The organism is Mycobacterium sp. B14F4 (genome assembly GCF_039871645.1).
In the GTDB taxonomy this organism is placed as follows: Bacteria; Actinomycetota; Actinomycetes; order Mycobacteriales; family Mycobacteriaceae; genus Mycobacterium.
The window spans coordinates 260,750-277,124 of the sequence record NZ_JBDPMF010000005.1 but is presented as its reverse complement, the minus strand read 5'-3'; the positions used below and the strand labels follow the sequence as shown (position 1 = coordinate 277,124).

15 protein-coding genes are annotated in these 16,375 nt (G+C 67.2%); all 15 read right to left on the bottom strand.

Going from position 1 to position 16,375, the window contains the following annotated elements:
- Window position 1: 1 nt before the first annotated feature.
- Complete coding sequence (locus tag ABGB19_RS16310; protein WP_347687003.1) at window positions 2-832, bottom strand: SDR family NAD(P)-dependent oxidoreductase; 831 nt, start codon at window positions 830-832, stop codon at window positions 2-4.
- Between the two features lie 9 nt (window positions 833-841).
- A complete protein-coding gene (locus ABGB19_RS16305; protein ID WP_347687002.1) occupies window positions 842-1,525 on the bottom strand; it encodes a YoaK family protein in 684 nt (227 codons plus the stop codon).
- A gap of 10 nt (window positions 1,526-1,535) precedes the next feature.
- Window positions 1,536-2,393, bottom strand: coding sequence for a mammalian cell entry protein (locus ABGB19_RS16300; protein ID WP_347687001.1), 858 nt, complete (start codon window positions 2,391-2,393; stop codon window positions 1,536-1,538).
- The gene (locus ABGB19_RS16295; protein ID WP_347687000.1) at window positions 2,360-2,911 is read right to left on the bottom strand and encodes a mammalian cell entry protein; all 552 of its coding nucleotides are present in this window, start codon (window positions 2,909-2,911) and stop codon (window positions 2,360-2,362) included. Before ABGB19_RS16295 ends, ABGB19_RS16300 begins: the two co-directional genes overlap by 34 nt.
- Window positions 2,908-3,882 (bottom strand): RDD family protein, encoded by a 975-nt coding sequence (locus ABGB19_RS16290; RefSeq protein WP_347686999.1) that lies wholly within the window; start codon window positions 3,880-3,882, stop codon window positions 2,908-2,910. Before ABGB19_RS16290 ends, ABGB19_RS16295 begins: the two co-directional genes overlap by 4 nt.
- Entirely contained in the window at window positions 3,879-4,517 is a 639-nt protein-coding gene (locus ABGB19_RS16285; protein ID WP_347686998.1) for a hypothetical protein, read from the bottom strand. The genes ABGB19_RS16290 and ABGB19_RS16285 overlap by 4 nt, the downstream gene beginning before the upstream one ends.
- Entirely contained in the window at window positions 4,487-6,124 is a 1,638-nt protein-coding gene (locus ABGB19_RS16280; protein ID WP_347686997.1) for an MCE family protein, read from the bottom strand. Before ABGB19_RS16280 ends, ABGB19_RS16285 begins: the two co-directional genes overlap by 31 nt.
- Before the next feature lie 3 nt (window positions 6,125-6,127).
- The gene (locus tag ABGB19_RS16275; RefSeq protein ID WP_347687215.1) at window positions 6,128-7,279 is read right to left on the bottom strand and encodes a virulence factor Mce family protein; all 1,152 of its coding nucleotides are present in this window, start codon (window positions 7,277-7,279) and stop codon (window positions 6,128-6,130) included.
- A gap of 20 nt (window positions 7,280-7,299) precedes the next feature.
- Window positions 7,300-8,949: a virulence factor Mce family protein gene (locus tag ABGB19_RS16270; protein WP_347686996.1), complete on the bottom strand. Its 1,650-nt coding sequence runs from the start codon at window positions 8,947-8,949 to the stop codon at window positions 7,300-7,302.
- Between the two features lie 12 nt (window positions 8,950-8,961).
- On the bottom strand, window positions 8,962-10,530 hold the full coding sequence (locus ABGB19_RS16265; protein WP_347686995.1) for an MCE family protein: 1,569 nt from the start codon (window positions 10,528-10,530) through the stop codon (window positions 8,962-8,964).
- Window positions 10,527-11,555 carry a virulence factor Mce family protein gene (locus tag ABGB19_RS16260; protein ID WP_347686994.1) on the bottom strand — a complete coding sequence of 343 codons (1,029 nt, stop codon included), beginning with the start codon at window positions 11,553-11,555 and terminating at the stop codon, window positions 10,527-10,529. Before ABGB19_RS16260 ends, ABGB19_RS16265 begins: the two co-directional genes overlap by 4 nt.
- Window positions 11,552-12,769 carry an MCE family protein gene (locus tag ABGB19_RS16255; protein ID WP_347686993.1) on the bottom strand — a complete coding sequence of 406 codons (1,218 nt, stop codon included), beginning with the start codon at window positions 12,767-12,769 and terminating at the stop codon, window positions 11,552-11,554. Before ABGB19_RS16255 ends, ABGB19_RS16260 begins: the two co-directional genes overlap by 4 nt.
- 4 nt (window positions 12,770-12,773) lie before the next feature.
- The gene (locus ABGB19_RS16250; protein ID WP_347686992.1) at window positions 12,774-13,643 is read right to left on the bottom strand and encodes an ABC transporter permease; all 870 of its coding nucleotides are present in this window, start codon (window positions 13,641-13,643) and stop codon (window positions 12,774-12,776) included.
- Between the two features lies 1 nt (window position 13,644).
- Window positions 13,645-14,445 (bottom strand): ABC transporter permease, encoded by an 801-nt coding sequence (locus ABGB19_RS16245; protein WP_347686991.1) that lies wholly within the window; start codon window positions 14,443-14,445, stop codon window positions 13,645-13,647.
- Between the two features lie 212 nt (window positions 14,446-14,657).
- The gene (gene fadD5, locus ABGB19_RS16240) at window positions 14,658-16,358 is read right to left on the bottom strand and encodes a fatty-acid--CoA ligase FadD5 (RefSeq protein WP_347686990.1); all 1,701 of its coding nucleotides are present in this window, start codon (window positions 16,356-16,358) and stop codon (window positions 14,658-14,660) included.
- Window positions 16,359-16,375: the final 17 nt, after the last annotated feature.

The window sequence follows — 16,375 nt, the reverse complement described above, 5'->3', positions numbered from 1 at the left end:
CCTAGGGCTGGCCGGACACCTTGCGCAGCACCAGGTCTCGGACCGTGGTCGGCATGTTGGTCAGCAGGACGGCCTGGAGCCTTGGCCCGAGGCCGACGACGTAACGCGCGCGGGGGTGGCGCGCCGTCAGGGCCTGTTCGACGACGCTGCACACCTTCTCGGTGGGCACCGCGAGCCGTTGGGAGACCGGCACCATCTTCCTGAAACCGGCGATGTGCTTGGCGTAGAGCTGCCGGTGCTCGGCTCTCAGCCCCGCCTCCAGGTCGTCGACCATCGTGTCGGCGGTACGCCACATGTCGGTGTCGGTCTGTGCGGGTTCGACGATGACAACCGGAATCCGCCACGGCCGCAGCTCCATTCGCATCGCGTCGGCCGCAGCCTCGAGCGCGAACTTGCTTGCCGCGTAGGCACCGATCAGCGGCATCGACAGCCGTCCGTTGACGCTGGAGATGAACACGATGCGGCCACGGGACTCGCGCAACCGGGGCAACACCGCCTGCGTGACCGCCAGCTGGCCGATGACGTTGATCTCCAGTTGCTTTCGCCACTCGTCGGGTGTCACGGTCTCCATGGCACCGCCGACGACCACGCCGGCGTTGTTGACGACGGCGTCGAGCCGCGCTGGCAGCGAGGAGGGCAGCGCCGCGATGTGGTCGGCGTCGGTGACGTCGAGGAGCACTGCGGAGATGAGTTGCGGGTTGAGCGCGGTGACGGTGTCGGCGTCCTGCTGGGTGCGCACGCCCGCGATCACCGACCACCCGCGCGCCGCGAGGTGTTCGACGATCGCCCTACCGATACCCCGTGACGCCCCGGTGACGAGTGCTGACGGCATGCAGGCAGACTAGCCGTGCGCCGGCCTGCTGCCGAACCAGAAGAGCGACGCGCCGACCGCCACCACCGCCGCGGCGACCGCGATCACCGGGGCGACGGCGAATCGCGTCAATGACGCGCCGACCGCCGCCCCCGCGCACAGCGTCGCGACGATGCCGACCCGCAGCCTGCCCCGCTCTCCGGTGCCGCCGGCGAGCCTGCTGTCGAAGCCGATGCCCGAGATCGTCGTGGTCAGCACCGTGGTGGACAACTCCTGGATACCGAACTGGCGCGCGGTGGAGTTCTGCACCCCGAAGGTGACCGCAAGGCCCGCGATGAGGATCAGCTTGCTGTTGTCGCGGTAGTCGAGCACCCCCGCTCCGGCCAGGATCGCCAGCGTCAGCAGCATCACCACCTCCGACGAGAGCGCGACGACCAGCCACCGCCGGACGTCGGTGTCGAGATGGCGGGCCAGCCGACCGCCGAGCACGGCACCGGTCACGAAACTGACGAACGCGACCAGTGCGGCGGTGACGTCGACGACCGTGCGCGGGGCGAGCCAGAACCCCAGGAACACGACGTTGCCCGTCATGTTGGCGACGAACACGTGGCCGAGTTCCAGCACGCTGACCGCGTCGACCAGTCCGGTCGCGAAGGTCAGCAGCAGCAGGCTGGTGACCGTCAACCGTTGCGAGACAGGGGATTCGACGGGCACCGCCAGGGACCTACAGCTGCGGCGTCAGGTCCAGCGACGTGACGGTCGACATCCGGGTGATCAGCCACTTGGCGTCCCGGCGCTCCATGGTGAGCCGGTAGGACAGATACCGCAGCGACGGGATGTTCTTCGTCATCGGGCTGGTGGCCACCGAGTTGGTGTAGACCAGCGCGGTGGCCTCCGACGGCGTGAGTGTCTCCACCGCCGCGCCGAGCACCTGCGTCGTGTTCGTCACCTGCGCCTGCTTGTTCGGCGCGACGATCGCGTCGATGTACTTGCGGTACTCGTAGGCGAAGTCGCCGCCGAGGAAGCCCGCAGACCGGTCGGGCAGGGTCTCCATGTTGTCCGGCGTGTACGTCCACAACGTGGAGATCGCGCTCGCGGCCGTGCGGGCCACGTCGAGTTTGGTGTCGACCTCCGCCCGCTCGGCGAGGTACGGCTGCAGGGCCGCGCCGGCGAACGCGGCGGCGCCGACGAACAGCACACCGGCCGCGGCGGCCGCCGCGATCAACCGCTTCCCGGCGGGCCGGTGCGGTACGAACGTCACCTCCCGCAGCGGCTCGGGCTCGGGCTCGGCCGCGACGGATTCTGCAACCCCCACCGGCTCTTCGGCCTCGACCGGCTCGTCGACGGCCTCCTCCGGCTCTTCGGTCTTGACGCGCGCCGCCTTGCCGGTGGGCACACGGCGCGCCGGCGCCGGCTCCTCGACAGGCGCTTCGACGGTCTCCTCGGCGGCCGAATCCCCGAACGGCGCAGCAACTTTCCTACGCCTCGAGAACCAGCGCCGCTTGGGCGCCGTGGTCCCGGCTTCCTCGGAGGTCTGCGCGTCGGTGGTCAGATCACCTGGATCAGCTGGCTGATCTTCCACTGCTGTCCTTCCATGATTGCCGTTGCAACCCAACGATTTCCGCTCTCGACCGTGGTCTTGCCGTCGGGCGACTTGCTGGTCACCTTCGTCGCGACCAGAACGTCGGCGCTGCCGTTGTCGTTCCAGCGCTGCACCCCGGCGGCCACCACCTCACCGGACGTCGGCTCGGCCTGGGCGACCTGAATCAGGATCTGCGGCGATTTCTCCTTGAACATCTTGGCGAAGTCACCGGTGCCCTGCGACAGGATCCGGTCCACGTACGCATTGGCATTGAACGGGTCCAGGGACGTGTAATTGATCATGAACTCGCTGACGTAGCCGAGTGCGGCCGCGTCGCGCACCTGTGCACTGCGGTCGCGCTCGTGGCTGACCAGCATCAGGCTGCTGATCACGATCCCGGCCGCCAGCAGCAACGACGTCACCAGCGCGACGATCGGCAGCCCCCACCGCCGCGGCGGCTTCGGCGTCACCTCGAAGTAGTCCGGCTCGTCGGCCGCGACCTTGCGCCGCGGGCTCACTGGCCCTGCGCATTCATCATCGGCTTCTTCAGCACGGTGAGATTGCTGACCAGCCACCTGCCGTCGGCGGCTTTCTCGAAGTCCACGCGCACCGTCGCGGTGATGAACTTCAAATCCTTGGCGTCGGCACCGCGCTGGCCCTGCATCGCCATCAGCATGGACGCCCGGTCCGGCGTCGCCGACAGTACCGCGCTGCTCACCGCGTAGTACGCGTTGGAACCGATGCCCGACTGCTGCACCGCCTGCTGCTGATCGATCAACTGCGGCCGGTACCCCTCGGTGGTCAATTCTTGCGCCCGCGAGAAGTCCTGCTGCAGCGTGTCTTTCTGATAGCTCAGCATCTCTTCGACAATGCGCGGCCCCTGCTCGGTGATCTGCTCGCGGGCGGACTCGACGGCCTGCTCATGCCGGTACACCACCCAGTAGCTCAGGCCGATGGCCGCCGCGCACATCAGCGTCGCGACCACCATCGCGATCGCGGCCCACCGGCGCACGTCGCGCGCGGGCCGTGGGACCGGGCGCACCTCGGTGCGCAGCAGCAGGTCGGCGAAGGTGCGGCGGCGCCGGTCCCACAGCGGCCATAGCCAGCCGACGAACAACGCGGCGGTGTCGAGCAGGTGAGCGGCGTCGCGGGCCAACAGCCGCCACAAGCCGGCCGGCGCACCGTCGCGCGTGCGCACCGCGATGCCGAACACGGCCCGGCCCAGGCTGAACCCCCATTTCGTCGGTAGCACAACGCGATTGACCACCATCGCCAGCACCACGGCCACAGCCGCCGCGGTGTAGACCCACCACAGCGGGCTGCCCTGCGGCGCCGTCAGCGCCACCAGCGCGAGCGTCGCCACGACCGCCACACCGACGAGCACGTCGATCGCGAACGCACCCGCGCGCGCCGGCCATGACGCGACCGGCTCCGCGACGGCCACGTCGGTGGCGTCGGTGTCGGGCGAGGTGTCGAGCACGGCCGTCACGAGGTGACCTGGTCCAGCTTGGCGACCTTGTAGGTACCCTCGTCCGGCGCCATCTGCACCCGCAACCGGTAGCCCTGTTCCTGGTCGGCAATGTCGGAGTTGGTGACTTTCACCCGCACGGCCACCAGCACGTCGAACGATCCGTCGTCGTTGTGCTTCTCGACCGCAGCCCGCATGTCGGAGACCTGCACCTTGACGTCGGCGGCCTGGTAGGCGTCGGCCAGCACACCGCTGTAGAGCGTCGACTGCACCGCGAATTGACCCGTCGAGCACTGAATGATCTTGGACTGCGCCTGCGTCATCGCCGCGGTGTCCGGCGCATGGGTCGCCGCCACGCAGTCCTTGGCCGCCTGCAGTGCGGCCGCCTCGGCGCGCGCGGAGGTGTCGGCCTCCGCGTTGGCCTTCAGCAGGAAGTAGCCGCCGACGCCGCCGGCGAGGGCCAGCAGCGATAGCAGTGCGCACACGCTGGCGGCCATGCCGCGGCCGATTCGCGACGGGCGGCGGAACGGACCTGGCGATTCCTCGGTCTGGGTTGGTTCTTCCGGTTCGGGTGGGGATACTGCTAACGACTCGTCGGGCGTCTCATCAGCATCGGGGGCAGGGTTCAGCTGGCCGGTGCCAGCATCTCCTTCCATCCGTCGTCTCCTGGGTTGATCGAGTTGCTGACGTTGTACCTCACGCCGTCGGGGCCGACCACCTGGCCGCTTTGTGGGTTGTACACCGCCGTGGAGCCGGGAGGCCCCGGTGCCGGAGTGTAGATGCAGGGGTTGGGCTGTTGTCCACTGCAGGTGACGCTGCCCTGCCCGGGCGGGCTGAGCGGGTCGCTGATCGGCGCCGTCGAGTTCGGTGGCGGCAACTCGTCGGCGGGCAGCGGGTTCCTGCCGTTGTTCACCGACGGGGCCGGAAGCACACCGCGACCCGGGTTCACGCCCTGGTCGCAGCGTGCCGCGGGCGCCGGGCACGACAGGACCTGGTTCGGGTCGCCGTACCAGGGGTTGGTGCCCAACGGCACGTACGGCTCGGGACTGCGGCATTCCGTCGGCGTCGCCGCGCGCTTGCCCGGCACGTCGGCACACGGATAGTTACGCGCACCCCGAACCGAATTGCCCTGGTAGTCCTTCGGAATCTTGCAGTACATACCGCGCGGCAGTGGCGCCATGCTGGTGTCTGCGGGCGAGCGCCACTCCGATGCAGGCAAGAAGCCGGTCAAGCATGGCGGGGCAGAATTAAGACTTTGCCCGAATCCCGGCGGCACGATGTTCTGCGTCAAGAGCGACGTCGCAACACCTACCAACACGGGACCAAGCCCGAAATGCTGCAGGGCCTCTCCCGGAAATGGCGCCGTAGAGGCTTGGGCGATCGCCGCACCCTGCGGCAGGATTACCAGCGACTGCTCGACGCCCTTGTTGTAGCGCTTGAGCATGTCGAAGACGATCGCCAGGTTCGCCAGTGTCTGCGGCAGCGATTCGCGCACACCGCTGAACACCGCGTTGACCTGATCCGCCGTCGGAGCGGCCTGCTGCAGACCGCTGCGCAGCGCCGCATCCTGCTCGGCCGCCTGCGCCGCGATCACGTTGAGATTGCGCGACCACTGCTCAATGTTGTCGCCGGAGTCGGCCTGGCTCTGCAGGATTGGCCCCGCGTTCTCGATGATGTCATTGACCTGCGGCAGGTTCTCCTGTAAGCCCTGTGCGATGTTGGTCGTCGAGTCGACGAGCCGCTGCAGCGCCGGCCCTAGGCCGCCCACGGCGTTCGAGGTCTCGGTCAGCAACGTGTCGATCTTCTCCTTGGGCAACACCGCCAAGCCGTTGTTGGCGGCATCCAGCGCCGGCCCGACCTCGCTGGGCACCGTGCTGTCGGTGATCGTCGACCCCGGGGACAGGTACTGACCGGGATCCCCGGTCGACACCAAGTCCAAATACTGCTCACCGATCGCCGACACCGAGTGCACGTTGGCGCTCGCGTCGGCCGGGATCTTGTAGCGGTCGTCGATGCTCATCACCGCCAGTGCGCCCGTCTCCGTCGGCTCGACGGACGTGACCTTGCCGATCTGCGTGCCGCGGTAGGTGACGTTGGCCGTCGCATACAGGCCGCCGGAGCGCGGCAGCTGCGCCTTCAGCTCGTACTGCCCGATCCCGACGAGGCTCGGAATCCGCAAGTAGTACCAGCCGAGCACCACGAGCGCGATCACGGTCAGGATGGTGAACAGCACCAGCTGGATCTTGATGAACCTCGTCAGCACTGCTCACTCACCCCTTTCCACAAGCGGCCCGTTCGGCGCGTTGTGCGGGTTCGGCGTGAACCGGACATCGGGAATCATCGTCGCCGGGTCGCGACCCCATGCCTGCTCGAGGGCGCGCAGCATGCCCGATAGGCCTGTGCCCGACAACTCGTTGTTATCGACCGTACTGAGGGTCAGGTCCAGGTTGATGGACACATTCAAATAATCGCCCCGCACTACCTTCGGCACGTTCTCGATGTTGAACGGCGCCGTCAGCATCAGTTTGAGCGCACCGATCAGGTAGGGCGCCGCCCGGCCCAGCTGCTTGAGCGGCCGCTGCAGGTTGGCCAGGTTGGTGTTGAGGTCGTCACTGATTGGTGCCAGCGCGTTGTCGGCGGCGACGCTGATCCGGCCCAGTGCCTCGACGGCGTCGGCGAACAGGTCGCGCGTCTCGGCGAAATGCTTGATCAGCGGCGGGAACTCGGTGAGCACCTGGTCCAGCGTGTTGTTGCGCTCGGCGACGATGCTCAGCAGCCGATCCGTGGCGTCGATTGCGCGGGTGATGTCCTGGCGCTGCTGGTTGAGTTCGTCGGTGAACACGTCGAGCTTGTTGAGGAACTCGCGGATCTGGTCGGCCCGGCCGTTGAGCACGTTGTAGATCTCGGTCTGGATGACCTCGAGGTTCTGCACGCCGCCGCCCTGCAGGATGGACGCGATGCTGGCCAGTACCCGCTCGGTGGTCGGGAAGGCCGAGGCGTTCTGCAGCGGGATGGTGTCGCCGGTGCGCAGACGCTCCGAGGAGGGGTCGGGCGGCGGTTCGAGCTCGACATGCTGCGAACCCAGGAGGCTGGTCTGGCCGATGCGCGCGAGCGCGTTCTTAGGCAGCTCGATGTCGGGCTGCAGATCCAGCGTCAGGGTCGCGACCCAGTTCTTCAGCTCGATCGCCCGCACCCGGCCGACGTAAACGTCGGCCACCCGGACCCGGCTGTTGACGTTGAGCGCCAGCGTGTCCGGGATCTGCACATAGATGGTGGTCCTGTCGCCGGTGGCGCCCGGCCCGCCGGGCAGCGGCACGTTCGCGATGCCCTTCCACGAGCCGCACGAGCTCAGCACCAGCGAGATCGCGCCGAGCGCGACAGTGCGGCGTGCGATCCTGCCCCACCTGCGACCGCTCATCATCGGCCCTCTGTTCTTCATCAGCGGCCTGCCTCGGCTGGTAGCGGCGGTCCTGCCGGTGCGGCCGGCGGGGCTGGCGCGGGGCCGGGCCCCGGTCCGACGGGCGCAGACAGCACCGAGCCACCCGGATCACCCGGGATGACGCCGGGCGCCGGTGGCGGCGGAGGTCCGGGCTGCGGATACCACGGCGGTGGCAACGGGTTCCGCTCGTCGAACGCGTTCGGCGGACCGGGCAGGTTGCCGTTGCGGGTCGTGCCGAATGCCGGCGGCGCGCCGGGGATCACGCAGTTCGGTCCGCCCAGCAGTTCGGCCAGACACTCCGGCGTCATCATGTTCGCGGTGAAGGGCTGCACGTCAACGCCCTGCATGCCCGGCGCGGCGACCCAGCCCGGTTCGTGATTGCCGTGGGAGAACAGGGTGTCGCGCGACCAGATGCCGGGCACCGTCGTGTCCTTGTAGCCGGGCGGCGGCTGAAGTCTCGGCTCCGAGTAGGCTACCTGTTTCGGTAGAACCTCGGCGGTGTACGCGGTGTTCACACCGAACGGAAGATAGTTGAACTTGATGGCGTCGAGAATCGGCCCCAAGTACTGCGCGCACATCTCCGCCGACTCCTGATATCCCAGTCGGCTGGCGGCCTGGATTGAGCTGCAGATGAACTGTAGTGGGTTAGCGAAGTTCGCAAGCACGGGCTGCGCGACCGGCCCGGCAGCGAGCGGCGACGCGCTGTTCATGACGTTCGAGCCGAGGGTAGGGAACACATGCAGCGCGGTCTCCAGTCCGTTACGCGGTTCGGGTTGCAGGATCGCGTTGGTCACCTCCGCCAGATTGTTGACGTCGGTGGTCAGCACCTCGGCGTTCTCGTCGAGGAAGGCGCGCGTGGTGGACAGCAACTGGTCCAGGTCCTGCAGTGCGTTGGCGACCTCGCGATCGGTGTTGGTGAACGCGTTGGTGAATTCGGCCAGGTCGTCGTTCAGCGCGACGAACTGCTGATCGCTCTGGTACAGCGCGTTGACGAACAGCGCCAGGCTCTTGACCACGCCGAAGAAGTCGTCGCGGCCCTCGTTGAGCGCGTACAGCGCCTCGGACAGGTTGTTCAGCGTCTTGTTGAGCTGTTCGCCTTTGCCCGAGAATCCGTCTGCCGCGGAGTCGATGATGTCGCCGAACGGGCCCCGGGGCTGGTCCGGCGTCGGACCCAGGTCGGTGAGGATCCGATTGATCGAGTCGCGCAACTCGTCGTACTCGACGGGCACCTGGGTGCGGTCGATCGGGATCACCGCGTCGTCCTCCAGCACCGGTCCGCCCGTGTAGGGCGGCGACAGTTGGATGTTGCGCGACGCCACCAAGCTCGGGTTCAGGATCGACGCGGTGGCGTTGGCGGGCACCTTGAACTTGTTGGCGTAGTTGAAGGTCACCTTCATCCGGTCGCCGGCCGGCTCGATCTTGTCGATCTCACCGACGCGCACGCCCATGATCGTCACCTTGTCGCCGGGATACAGCGCCAGCGTGTCGGTGAAGTAGGCAACCACGGTGTTCGTCGTCAGCCTCTTGTAGAGGTTCCACCCGACGAAGGCAGCCACCAAGACCAGCACCACGATCAGCGCACCGATGATGACGGTGGCCCGAGAAACACCGGGCGACTTCAGGTTTCGGACGTTGAAGATCGTCGACATCTGCTCTTCCCCCTAACCCTGCTGTGACCCTGGCGGGAGGAACGGCGGATTGCCGGGTAGCGGCGGTGTCTGGGCCGGCGGCAGTTGCGGGCCGGGGCCCGGTGCGGGTGGCGGCGGCAGCGCCGGTGGCAGCGGGGCGATGCCCGGCGTGAAGTCGGGCGGCAGCGGCGGTTGCGGTCCGACCGGGACGGTGCGGGCTCCCGGCGGCGCCGGGGGCAGCGGCATGTCCGCGCCCGGCACGGGCGGCGAGATCTGCCCCGGGATTGCCGCGGCTGGCACCCCCGGCGATGGCTGCGGACCGTGGATGTTCGGGTCCGACGTCGCGACGTTCGGCGGCGGGTACGCCGGACCACCGAACGGTCCCACCGACAGGCCGGCACACGGCAGCGGATTACCCGGCGTCGGCAGGCCGTCGGCCGGTGGCGTGTACGAGCACGGCGAGCCCTTGAGCACACCGGGTCCGGGGTTCTCGGGCGTGCCCTCGATGACCGCCGGTGCCGGAGGCGGAGCACCGTTTTCGAAGCCCTGGGCGTTGGGGTCCGGGAACCGGAAAGCCGGCAGACCCGCGTCACGCCAGAACTTCTGCGCGTCGATCCCGCGCTTCTTGAATGCGGCGTCGACGAACGGCTGCAGGATGTTGCCCGGCAACAGGTTGACCAACAAAGTCTTGAAATAAGGTCCGGCCGCCACTGCTTCACCGAGGGACACAAGGAAACTACTCAGATCAACCAGGGTGTTATTCAGGTCGTACTTGCGGTCCTTGAGCACCGTGCTGACGACGCGCAGCTGCTCGAGCACCCGATTCAGGTTCGGATTGTCATCGATGAAGCCCTTGACCTGTTCGGAGAAGGCGCCGACGCGTTCGAGTAGCAGGCTCACCGCGTAACTGCGCTCGTTGATCGCGCCCAGCAGGGTCTGCGCGTTCACCAGCAGCTTGTTGATCTGCTCGCTGCGGTTGCCGAGGATGCCCGCGATCTCGTTGGCGTTGTTGAGGAGCTTCTTGATCTCGTCGTCGCGCTTGCCGATGGTGTCGGAGAAGCGGGCTACGCCGTCGAGCGCCGCGCTCAGGTGCGGATAGGTCTGATCGATGGTCTCCGACAACACATTCAGCGAGCGCTTGACGGTCTGGGTGTCCCACTCCGACGCCGCCTTCGTCACATCGAAGAACGCGTCGTAGATCTGGTACGGCGTGGTGGTCTGGCCCAGCGGCAGCATGCCGTCGGCGCGCAGCGGATCGTCGCCGCGCGGTTCGATCTCGAGGTTGCGCCGGCCGAGGATGGTGTCGGTGCGGATGGCCGCCCGGCTGGCCGTGCCGATCTGCGTGCCGCCCAACGAGTAGCCGATGACGACCTTGTCGCCGTCGATCTCCATGCTCTTCACCACGCCGACATCGACGCCGGCGATGCGCACCTTGTCGCCCTCGCCGATGCCGCCGGTGTCGGCGAACTGCGCGTAATACGTCGGCTGCGCGAACAGCATCGGCACGCTGGCGAAGCTCTGACCCACGCCGATGACGATGACCAGGATGACGATGCCCATCAACCCGTTGCGAACCCGGTTCGAACCTTCGAGCGTCCTCATTGCGGCGTGCACCTACCCGATGGCTGGTCGATGAGCTTGACGGTGCGCACCGGGCCGCCGGGTTGCAAGCCGTTCAGAGTCAGTGAGATATCACAGGCATAGAAGTTGAAGAAGTCGCCATAGACGCCGAGTCGTCCGATATGCCTCAGTGCGATGGGCAGCCGGGTCAGCAAGTCGTTGAGGTCGTCGCGCTGGTCGACCAGCGGCTGCTGCACCGTCTCGAGGTGGCTGATCGTGCTCTGCAGCAGCGGCCGGTTGTCGGCCAGCAGATCGGCGATCGTGCCCGCCGCGTCGCTGATGCTGGCGACCGACGTGGCGATGGGATCGGCCCGGTTCTTCAGCCCGGTGATCAACGCCTCGAAGTCCTGCACGGTCTCGTCGAACTGCTGCTGGTGCTTGACCGTCGTGTCGAGCACGGTGTTGAGATTGCGGATCACCTCTCCGATCGCCTGATCGCGGTCGGCCAGCGCCGACGTCAGTGACGCGGTCTGGTCCAGGATGTCGTTGATGGTCCCGCCCTGGCCCTGGAAGATCGTGACGATCGACTGGGCGATGGTGTTGACCTTCTCGGGGTCGAGCGCGCGGAACACCGGGCGGAACCCGCCGATCAACGCGTCGAGATCGAGTGCCGGTTCGGTGCGCTCGATGGGAATCGTTCCGCCGCCGGGCATCCGCTTGTCGCTGTCACCCCGCTTGAGCTCCAGGTAGCGGTCACCGATGAGGTTGAGGTAGCGGACCGACGCCGTGGTGCCCTCGAACAGCGGCAGCGAGCGGTTGACTTTGAACTCGACCTTGGCCTTCGAGCCGCCTTCGATGATGGAGACGTTGGAGACCTTGCCGACCTCGACACCAGACGCGCGGACGAACTGGCCGGAACGCAGGCCGCTGGCGTCGGAGAAGATCGCCGTGTACCCGGTGGTGCGGTCGAACCGCATCTGGCCGAACACCACGATGATGATCGCGGTGAACAGCAGCAGCACCAGTGAGAAGGCGCCGAGCTTGATGGCGGTACCGGTGATTTTCATGGGTTGATCGTGTGCTCCCCGATTTGACGGCCCCAGACGTACTCGATGGCGAACGGCGAACCCAGTTCGAAGTGGTTGTAAGGGGCGAGCGACGCACCGCTGTCCATCACAAGGTACGGCGCGGGCCACAGATCACGGGTGATCGGCTGCCAGCAGCCCGGCCTGCCCTCGGGGCCGCCCCTCGCGTTCACGCGCGGCAGGTTGTCGGGATAGACGTACGGGTTGGGCGATCCGACGATCCCTGCGTGCGCACGCAGCGAGTACCCATTTCCGCCCAGCGCGGCGGCGACCTTCGGCGCAACGTCGTGATAGTTGCGGATCGTGCAGAACAGCGCGGGACTGTACTCGTCCAGTGTCTTCGACGTCGTCAGTAGGTCCTCGGTACCGCGGATCAGATAGGGGGCGCTGCGGTTGAAGATGTCGGCACCGGTGTTGCTGAATCCGATCGAGGCCACCAGGGCCTGATCCAGGTTCGCCCGTTGCTCGTTGAGCGTGCGCGCGGTGGTCACCGCGTTCTGCAGACCGTCGAACAGGTCGGGTGCGGCGTTGGCGTACACCTCGCCGAGGTCGGCCAACAACCTGTTGTCGCGGCGCAGTTCCGGCATGCGGGCATTGACGTCGGTGAGGATCTCGTTGCCGTCGATGATCGACTCCCCGAACCGGTCGCCCAGCCCGTCGAGCGCCTCGGCGGTGGCGGCCAGCGTCTGGTTCAGCTTGATCGGGTCGACCTGCTCCGCCACCGACACCACCGTCTCGAACAGCGTGTTGAACTCGGTGGTCACCGAGGTCACGTCGATCACGTCGGAGGTCGAGATGCGTTGCTTCGCCGGGTCCTTCGGGCTTGAGAAGTTGACGTACTTGTTGCCGAAGACGGTGGTCGCGTCGATGCTGGCGTCGACGTTCTGCGGGATCAGGTTGAGGTACTTGGGGTCGACCTCGAGGATGATCTTGGCTCTGGGTTCGCCGCCGATGTCGACCGCGTCGACGGTGCCCACCTGCCCGATCTCGACGCCGTTGTAGGTGACCTTGGCGCCCGGGTCCATCGACAGGCCGGAGCGGGCCGAGATCATCGTGAGCTTCTCGCGCGGCATCCACGGGACCTCGCCGCGGAACTGGAAGTACACGAAGACCAGCGCGACGATCGTGATGAGCGACAGGACGATCCCGGCCAGCTTGTAGGGCGGGGTGCGCGGATTGTTCAGGGGTGCGGTCATGGCGCTACACCGTCAGGTTGAAGTTCGGGTCGACGCCGTAGAGCGCCAACGAGGCGAACAGGACTACACAGACGATCGCCACCAGGGAGGCGCGCATCGACCGGCCGACGGCCTCGCCGACGCCGACCGGGCCGCCGCTGGCGAAGTAGCCGTAGTAGCAGTGGTTGAGCATCACGATGATCGAGATGATGACCGCCTGCACGAAGGACCAGAACACATCCTCCGGCCGCAGGAACGTCCGAAAGTAGTGGTCGTAGGTGCCGGTCGACTGGCCGTAGAACAACGTCGTGGTGACCTGTGCGGACAGGAACGACAGAATGATCGCCATCGCGTACAGCGGGATGATCACTACGAAGGCGGCCATGATCCGGGTGGACACCAGATACGAGATCGACTTGATGCCCATCACCTCCAGCGCATCGATCTCCTCGCTGATGCGCATGGCGCCCAGTTCCGCGGTGGCGCCGGCCCCGACGGTGGCGGCCAGGGCCTGCCCGGCGACGACGGGCGCTGCGATGCGCACGTTGATCAGCGCGGCGAAGAAGCCGGTGAACGCCTCCACCCCGATGTTGCCCAGCGAGGCGAATCCTTGGATCGCGACCAGCGAGGAGCCCGACAGGGTGACGAAGCCGACGATCGCGACCGTGCCACCGATCACCGCCATCGCGCCGGTGCCCATGCCCATTTCGGCGAGCAGGCGCAGCGTCTCCTTCCGGTAGTACCGCAGCGCATGGGGGATCGAGCCGACGGCGTTGACCACGAACCAGGCGACGTGGCCAATGCTGTCCAGCCCGCGGCCGGGGGCGTTCGCGAGCCCCTTGGTGCGTTGATATGCCCGCGGGAACCGGGACCTCAAGACCTGAGTTGTGGACACGTCAGCCGCTCCCCGTTCCGAACCGGACACCGATCGTGGTCAGCACCACGTTGACGGCGAACAAGGCGATCACGGCGAGCACCAAGGTCTCGTTGACCGCAGTGCCCACGCCCTTCGCGCCGCCGGACACGGTCAAGCCGCGGTAGCACCCGACCAGGCCCGCGATGAGCCCGAACGTCATGGCTTTGATGATCGAGATCAGCACCTCGGGCAGGCCGGTGATCAGCGTGAGGGTCGAGACATAGGCGCCCGCCGACACGTTCTGCAGGTACACGCCGAAGATGAAGCCGCCGACCAGGCCGACGGTGATCACCGCGCCGTTCAGCAGCACCGCCACGAAGGTCGACGCGACGACGCGGGGCACCACCAGGCGGTGAATGGGGTCGATGCCCAGCACTTCGAGCGCGTCGATCTCCTCGCGGATGGTGCGCGCCCCGAGGTCGGCGCAGATGGCCGTCGATCCCGCCCCGGCCACCACGAGCACGGTGACGAGCGGGCCCAGCTGCGTCACCGCGCCGATGGCCGCGCCCGCACCCGAGACGTCGGCGGCGCCGAACTCGGCCAGCAGGATGTTGAGCGTGAAGATCAGGAGCACGGTCAGCGGGATCGACACCGCCAGCGTCGGCAGGAACGCCACCCGCATCAAAAACCAGCTCTGCAGGATGAACTCCCGCCACTGGAACGGCGGCTTGAACAGCGCCTTTCCGGTCAGCACGCACATGCGCACGAAGCCACCGACTGCCTCGAGCCCGGGCCTGACCTGATCGCGCACGTAGCCGGTCACGCCGGACTGCGCGGTCACCGGTGTTCTCCCACGGCGCGGCGGCGACTGTCGTGGCGCAACGGCAGCCCCTGTCGCACGTGCCCTCCTTGTCCCGACCCGGCGAATGTGACCTGCGTCTTACTACCCATGGGTAGTAAGACGGACCACAGGAATGTACCCGATGCCCTGACCGCAGTGCATGGCATCCGCCGGATTGAGCGCGTAACCGTTAGCAAATTGCCCCACTGTCCTTAATTCTCTTGCGCCGCAGCAGAAACCGTTGAGGGAGTGGAACTTTCGCGCGCGTCAATCGATTTTTCGGCGCCGAAACGTGCACGCAGTTCCGTTTTGAGCACTTTGCCGGCCGGGTTGCGCGGCAGCGCGTCGACGATCTCGAGGGCCTTCGGATGCTTGTACCGGGCCAGTCGTTCGGTCAGGAATCCGTCCAACTCCGCGAGCTCGAGGTCACGCTGGTCGCCTGCGCCGAGCGCGATGACGGCGACCGGCACCTCACCCCACTTCTCGTCGGGGCGGCCGATGACCGCGACCTCGGCGATGGCGGGATGGGCGGCCAGCGCGTTCTCCACCTCGGCGCAGTAGATGTTCTCGCCGCCGGAGATGATCATGTCCTTCTTGCGGTCGACGACCCAGACGTAGCCCTCCTCGTCCTGGCGGACGAGGTCGCCGGAGTGGAACCAGCCGCCCGCGAACGCCTCGGCGGTGGCCTGCGGGTTGTTCCAGTAGCCGGCCATCAGCGTCGGCGCACGGTAGACGATTTCGCCGACCTGGCCGACGGGCACGTCGGTCATGTTCTCGTCGACGACGCGGGCTGCCACCGTCGGGATCACCTTGCCCACCGAGCCGAGCTTGCGGATCGCGTCCTCACCCAGCAGCATGCACGTCACCGGTGACATCTCCGTCTGGCCGAACGCGGCGAGAATCTGTGTGCCCGGGAAGGTTTCGGCCATCTGGCGCAGCAGCGTGTCCGACGCCGGTGCGGCGCCCCAGGACAGCACCCGCAGCCGCAGCCGCCGGGGACGCGACTGCTGCGCGGCGCACACCGCCTGCCATTGCGCGGGCACCAGGAAGATGCCGGTGACTCTTTCGGCCTCGAGCACGTCGAGCAACTCGTGGGGATCGAAGGCGCCGAGTGGGTAGAGCACCGTCGGCCTGCCCAGCAGAAGGCCGGGGATCATGTTGCCGATTCCGGCGATGTGGAACAGCGGCACGCCGATGAAGCCGACGTCGTGGTTGATGTCGGCGCCGTTGGTGAACAGGAACGTCAGCGCCTGGCCCGCGATGTTGGTGTGGGTGAGCACCGCGCCCTTGGGCTTTCCGGTGGTGCCCGAGGTGTACATGATCAGCGCAGGCGAGTCGTTGGGGATGTCTGGAATCTCGAGGGCCGCAGGCAGGTCACCGGCCTCGGCGATGAGGTCGTCGTAGCCGAGGACGCCCTGGTCGGTCGCATCGCCTGCGACGATCACGGTGGTCAGGGCGTGGTCGATATCGCGCACCGCTCGCGCGACGTTGGCAAGCACGGATTCGGTGATGAGGACCTTGGCCTGGCAGTCGGCGACCAGGAAGGCGATCTCGGGCGGGGTCATCCGGAAGTTCACCGGGACGGCGATGGCGCCGAGCCTGTTGACCGCCAGGAACGACTCGATGAATTCGGTGCGGTTGAGCATCAGGATCAGCACGCGGTCGCCGAAGGCCACCCCGCGCCGGCTCAGCGCGCCCGCGAGGCTGCCGACCCGCGCGTCGAGTTCGCGCCAGGTCGTGGTCTGACCGAGGAACCGCAGCGCAACGTCGTCGGGCTGCATGAACGCGTGCCGCGCCAGCTGGTTGATCCAGTTCTGCCTGCGGGCGAGATACGGCTGAGCGGTGGGGTCCGGCGTAAGAGGGCCAGTCAACGGTCTGCTGCTCCATCCGTACGGGTTGCGCGACTTTGACATTTGATCAAACATGGAGT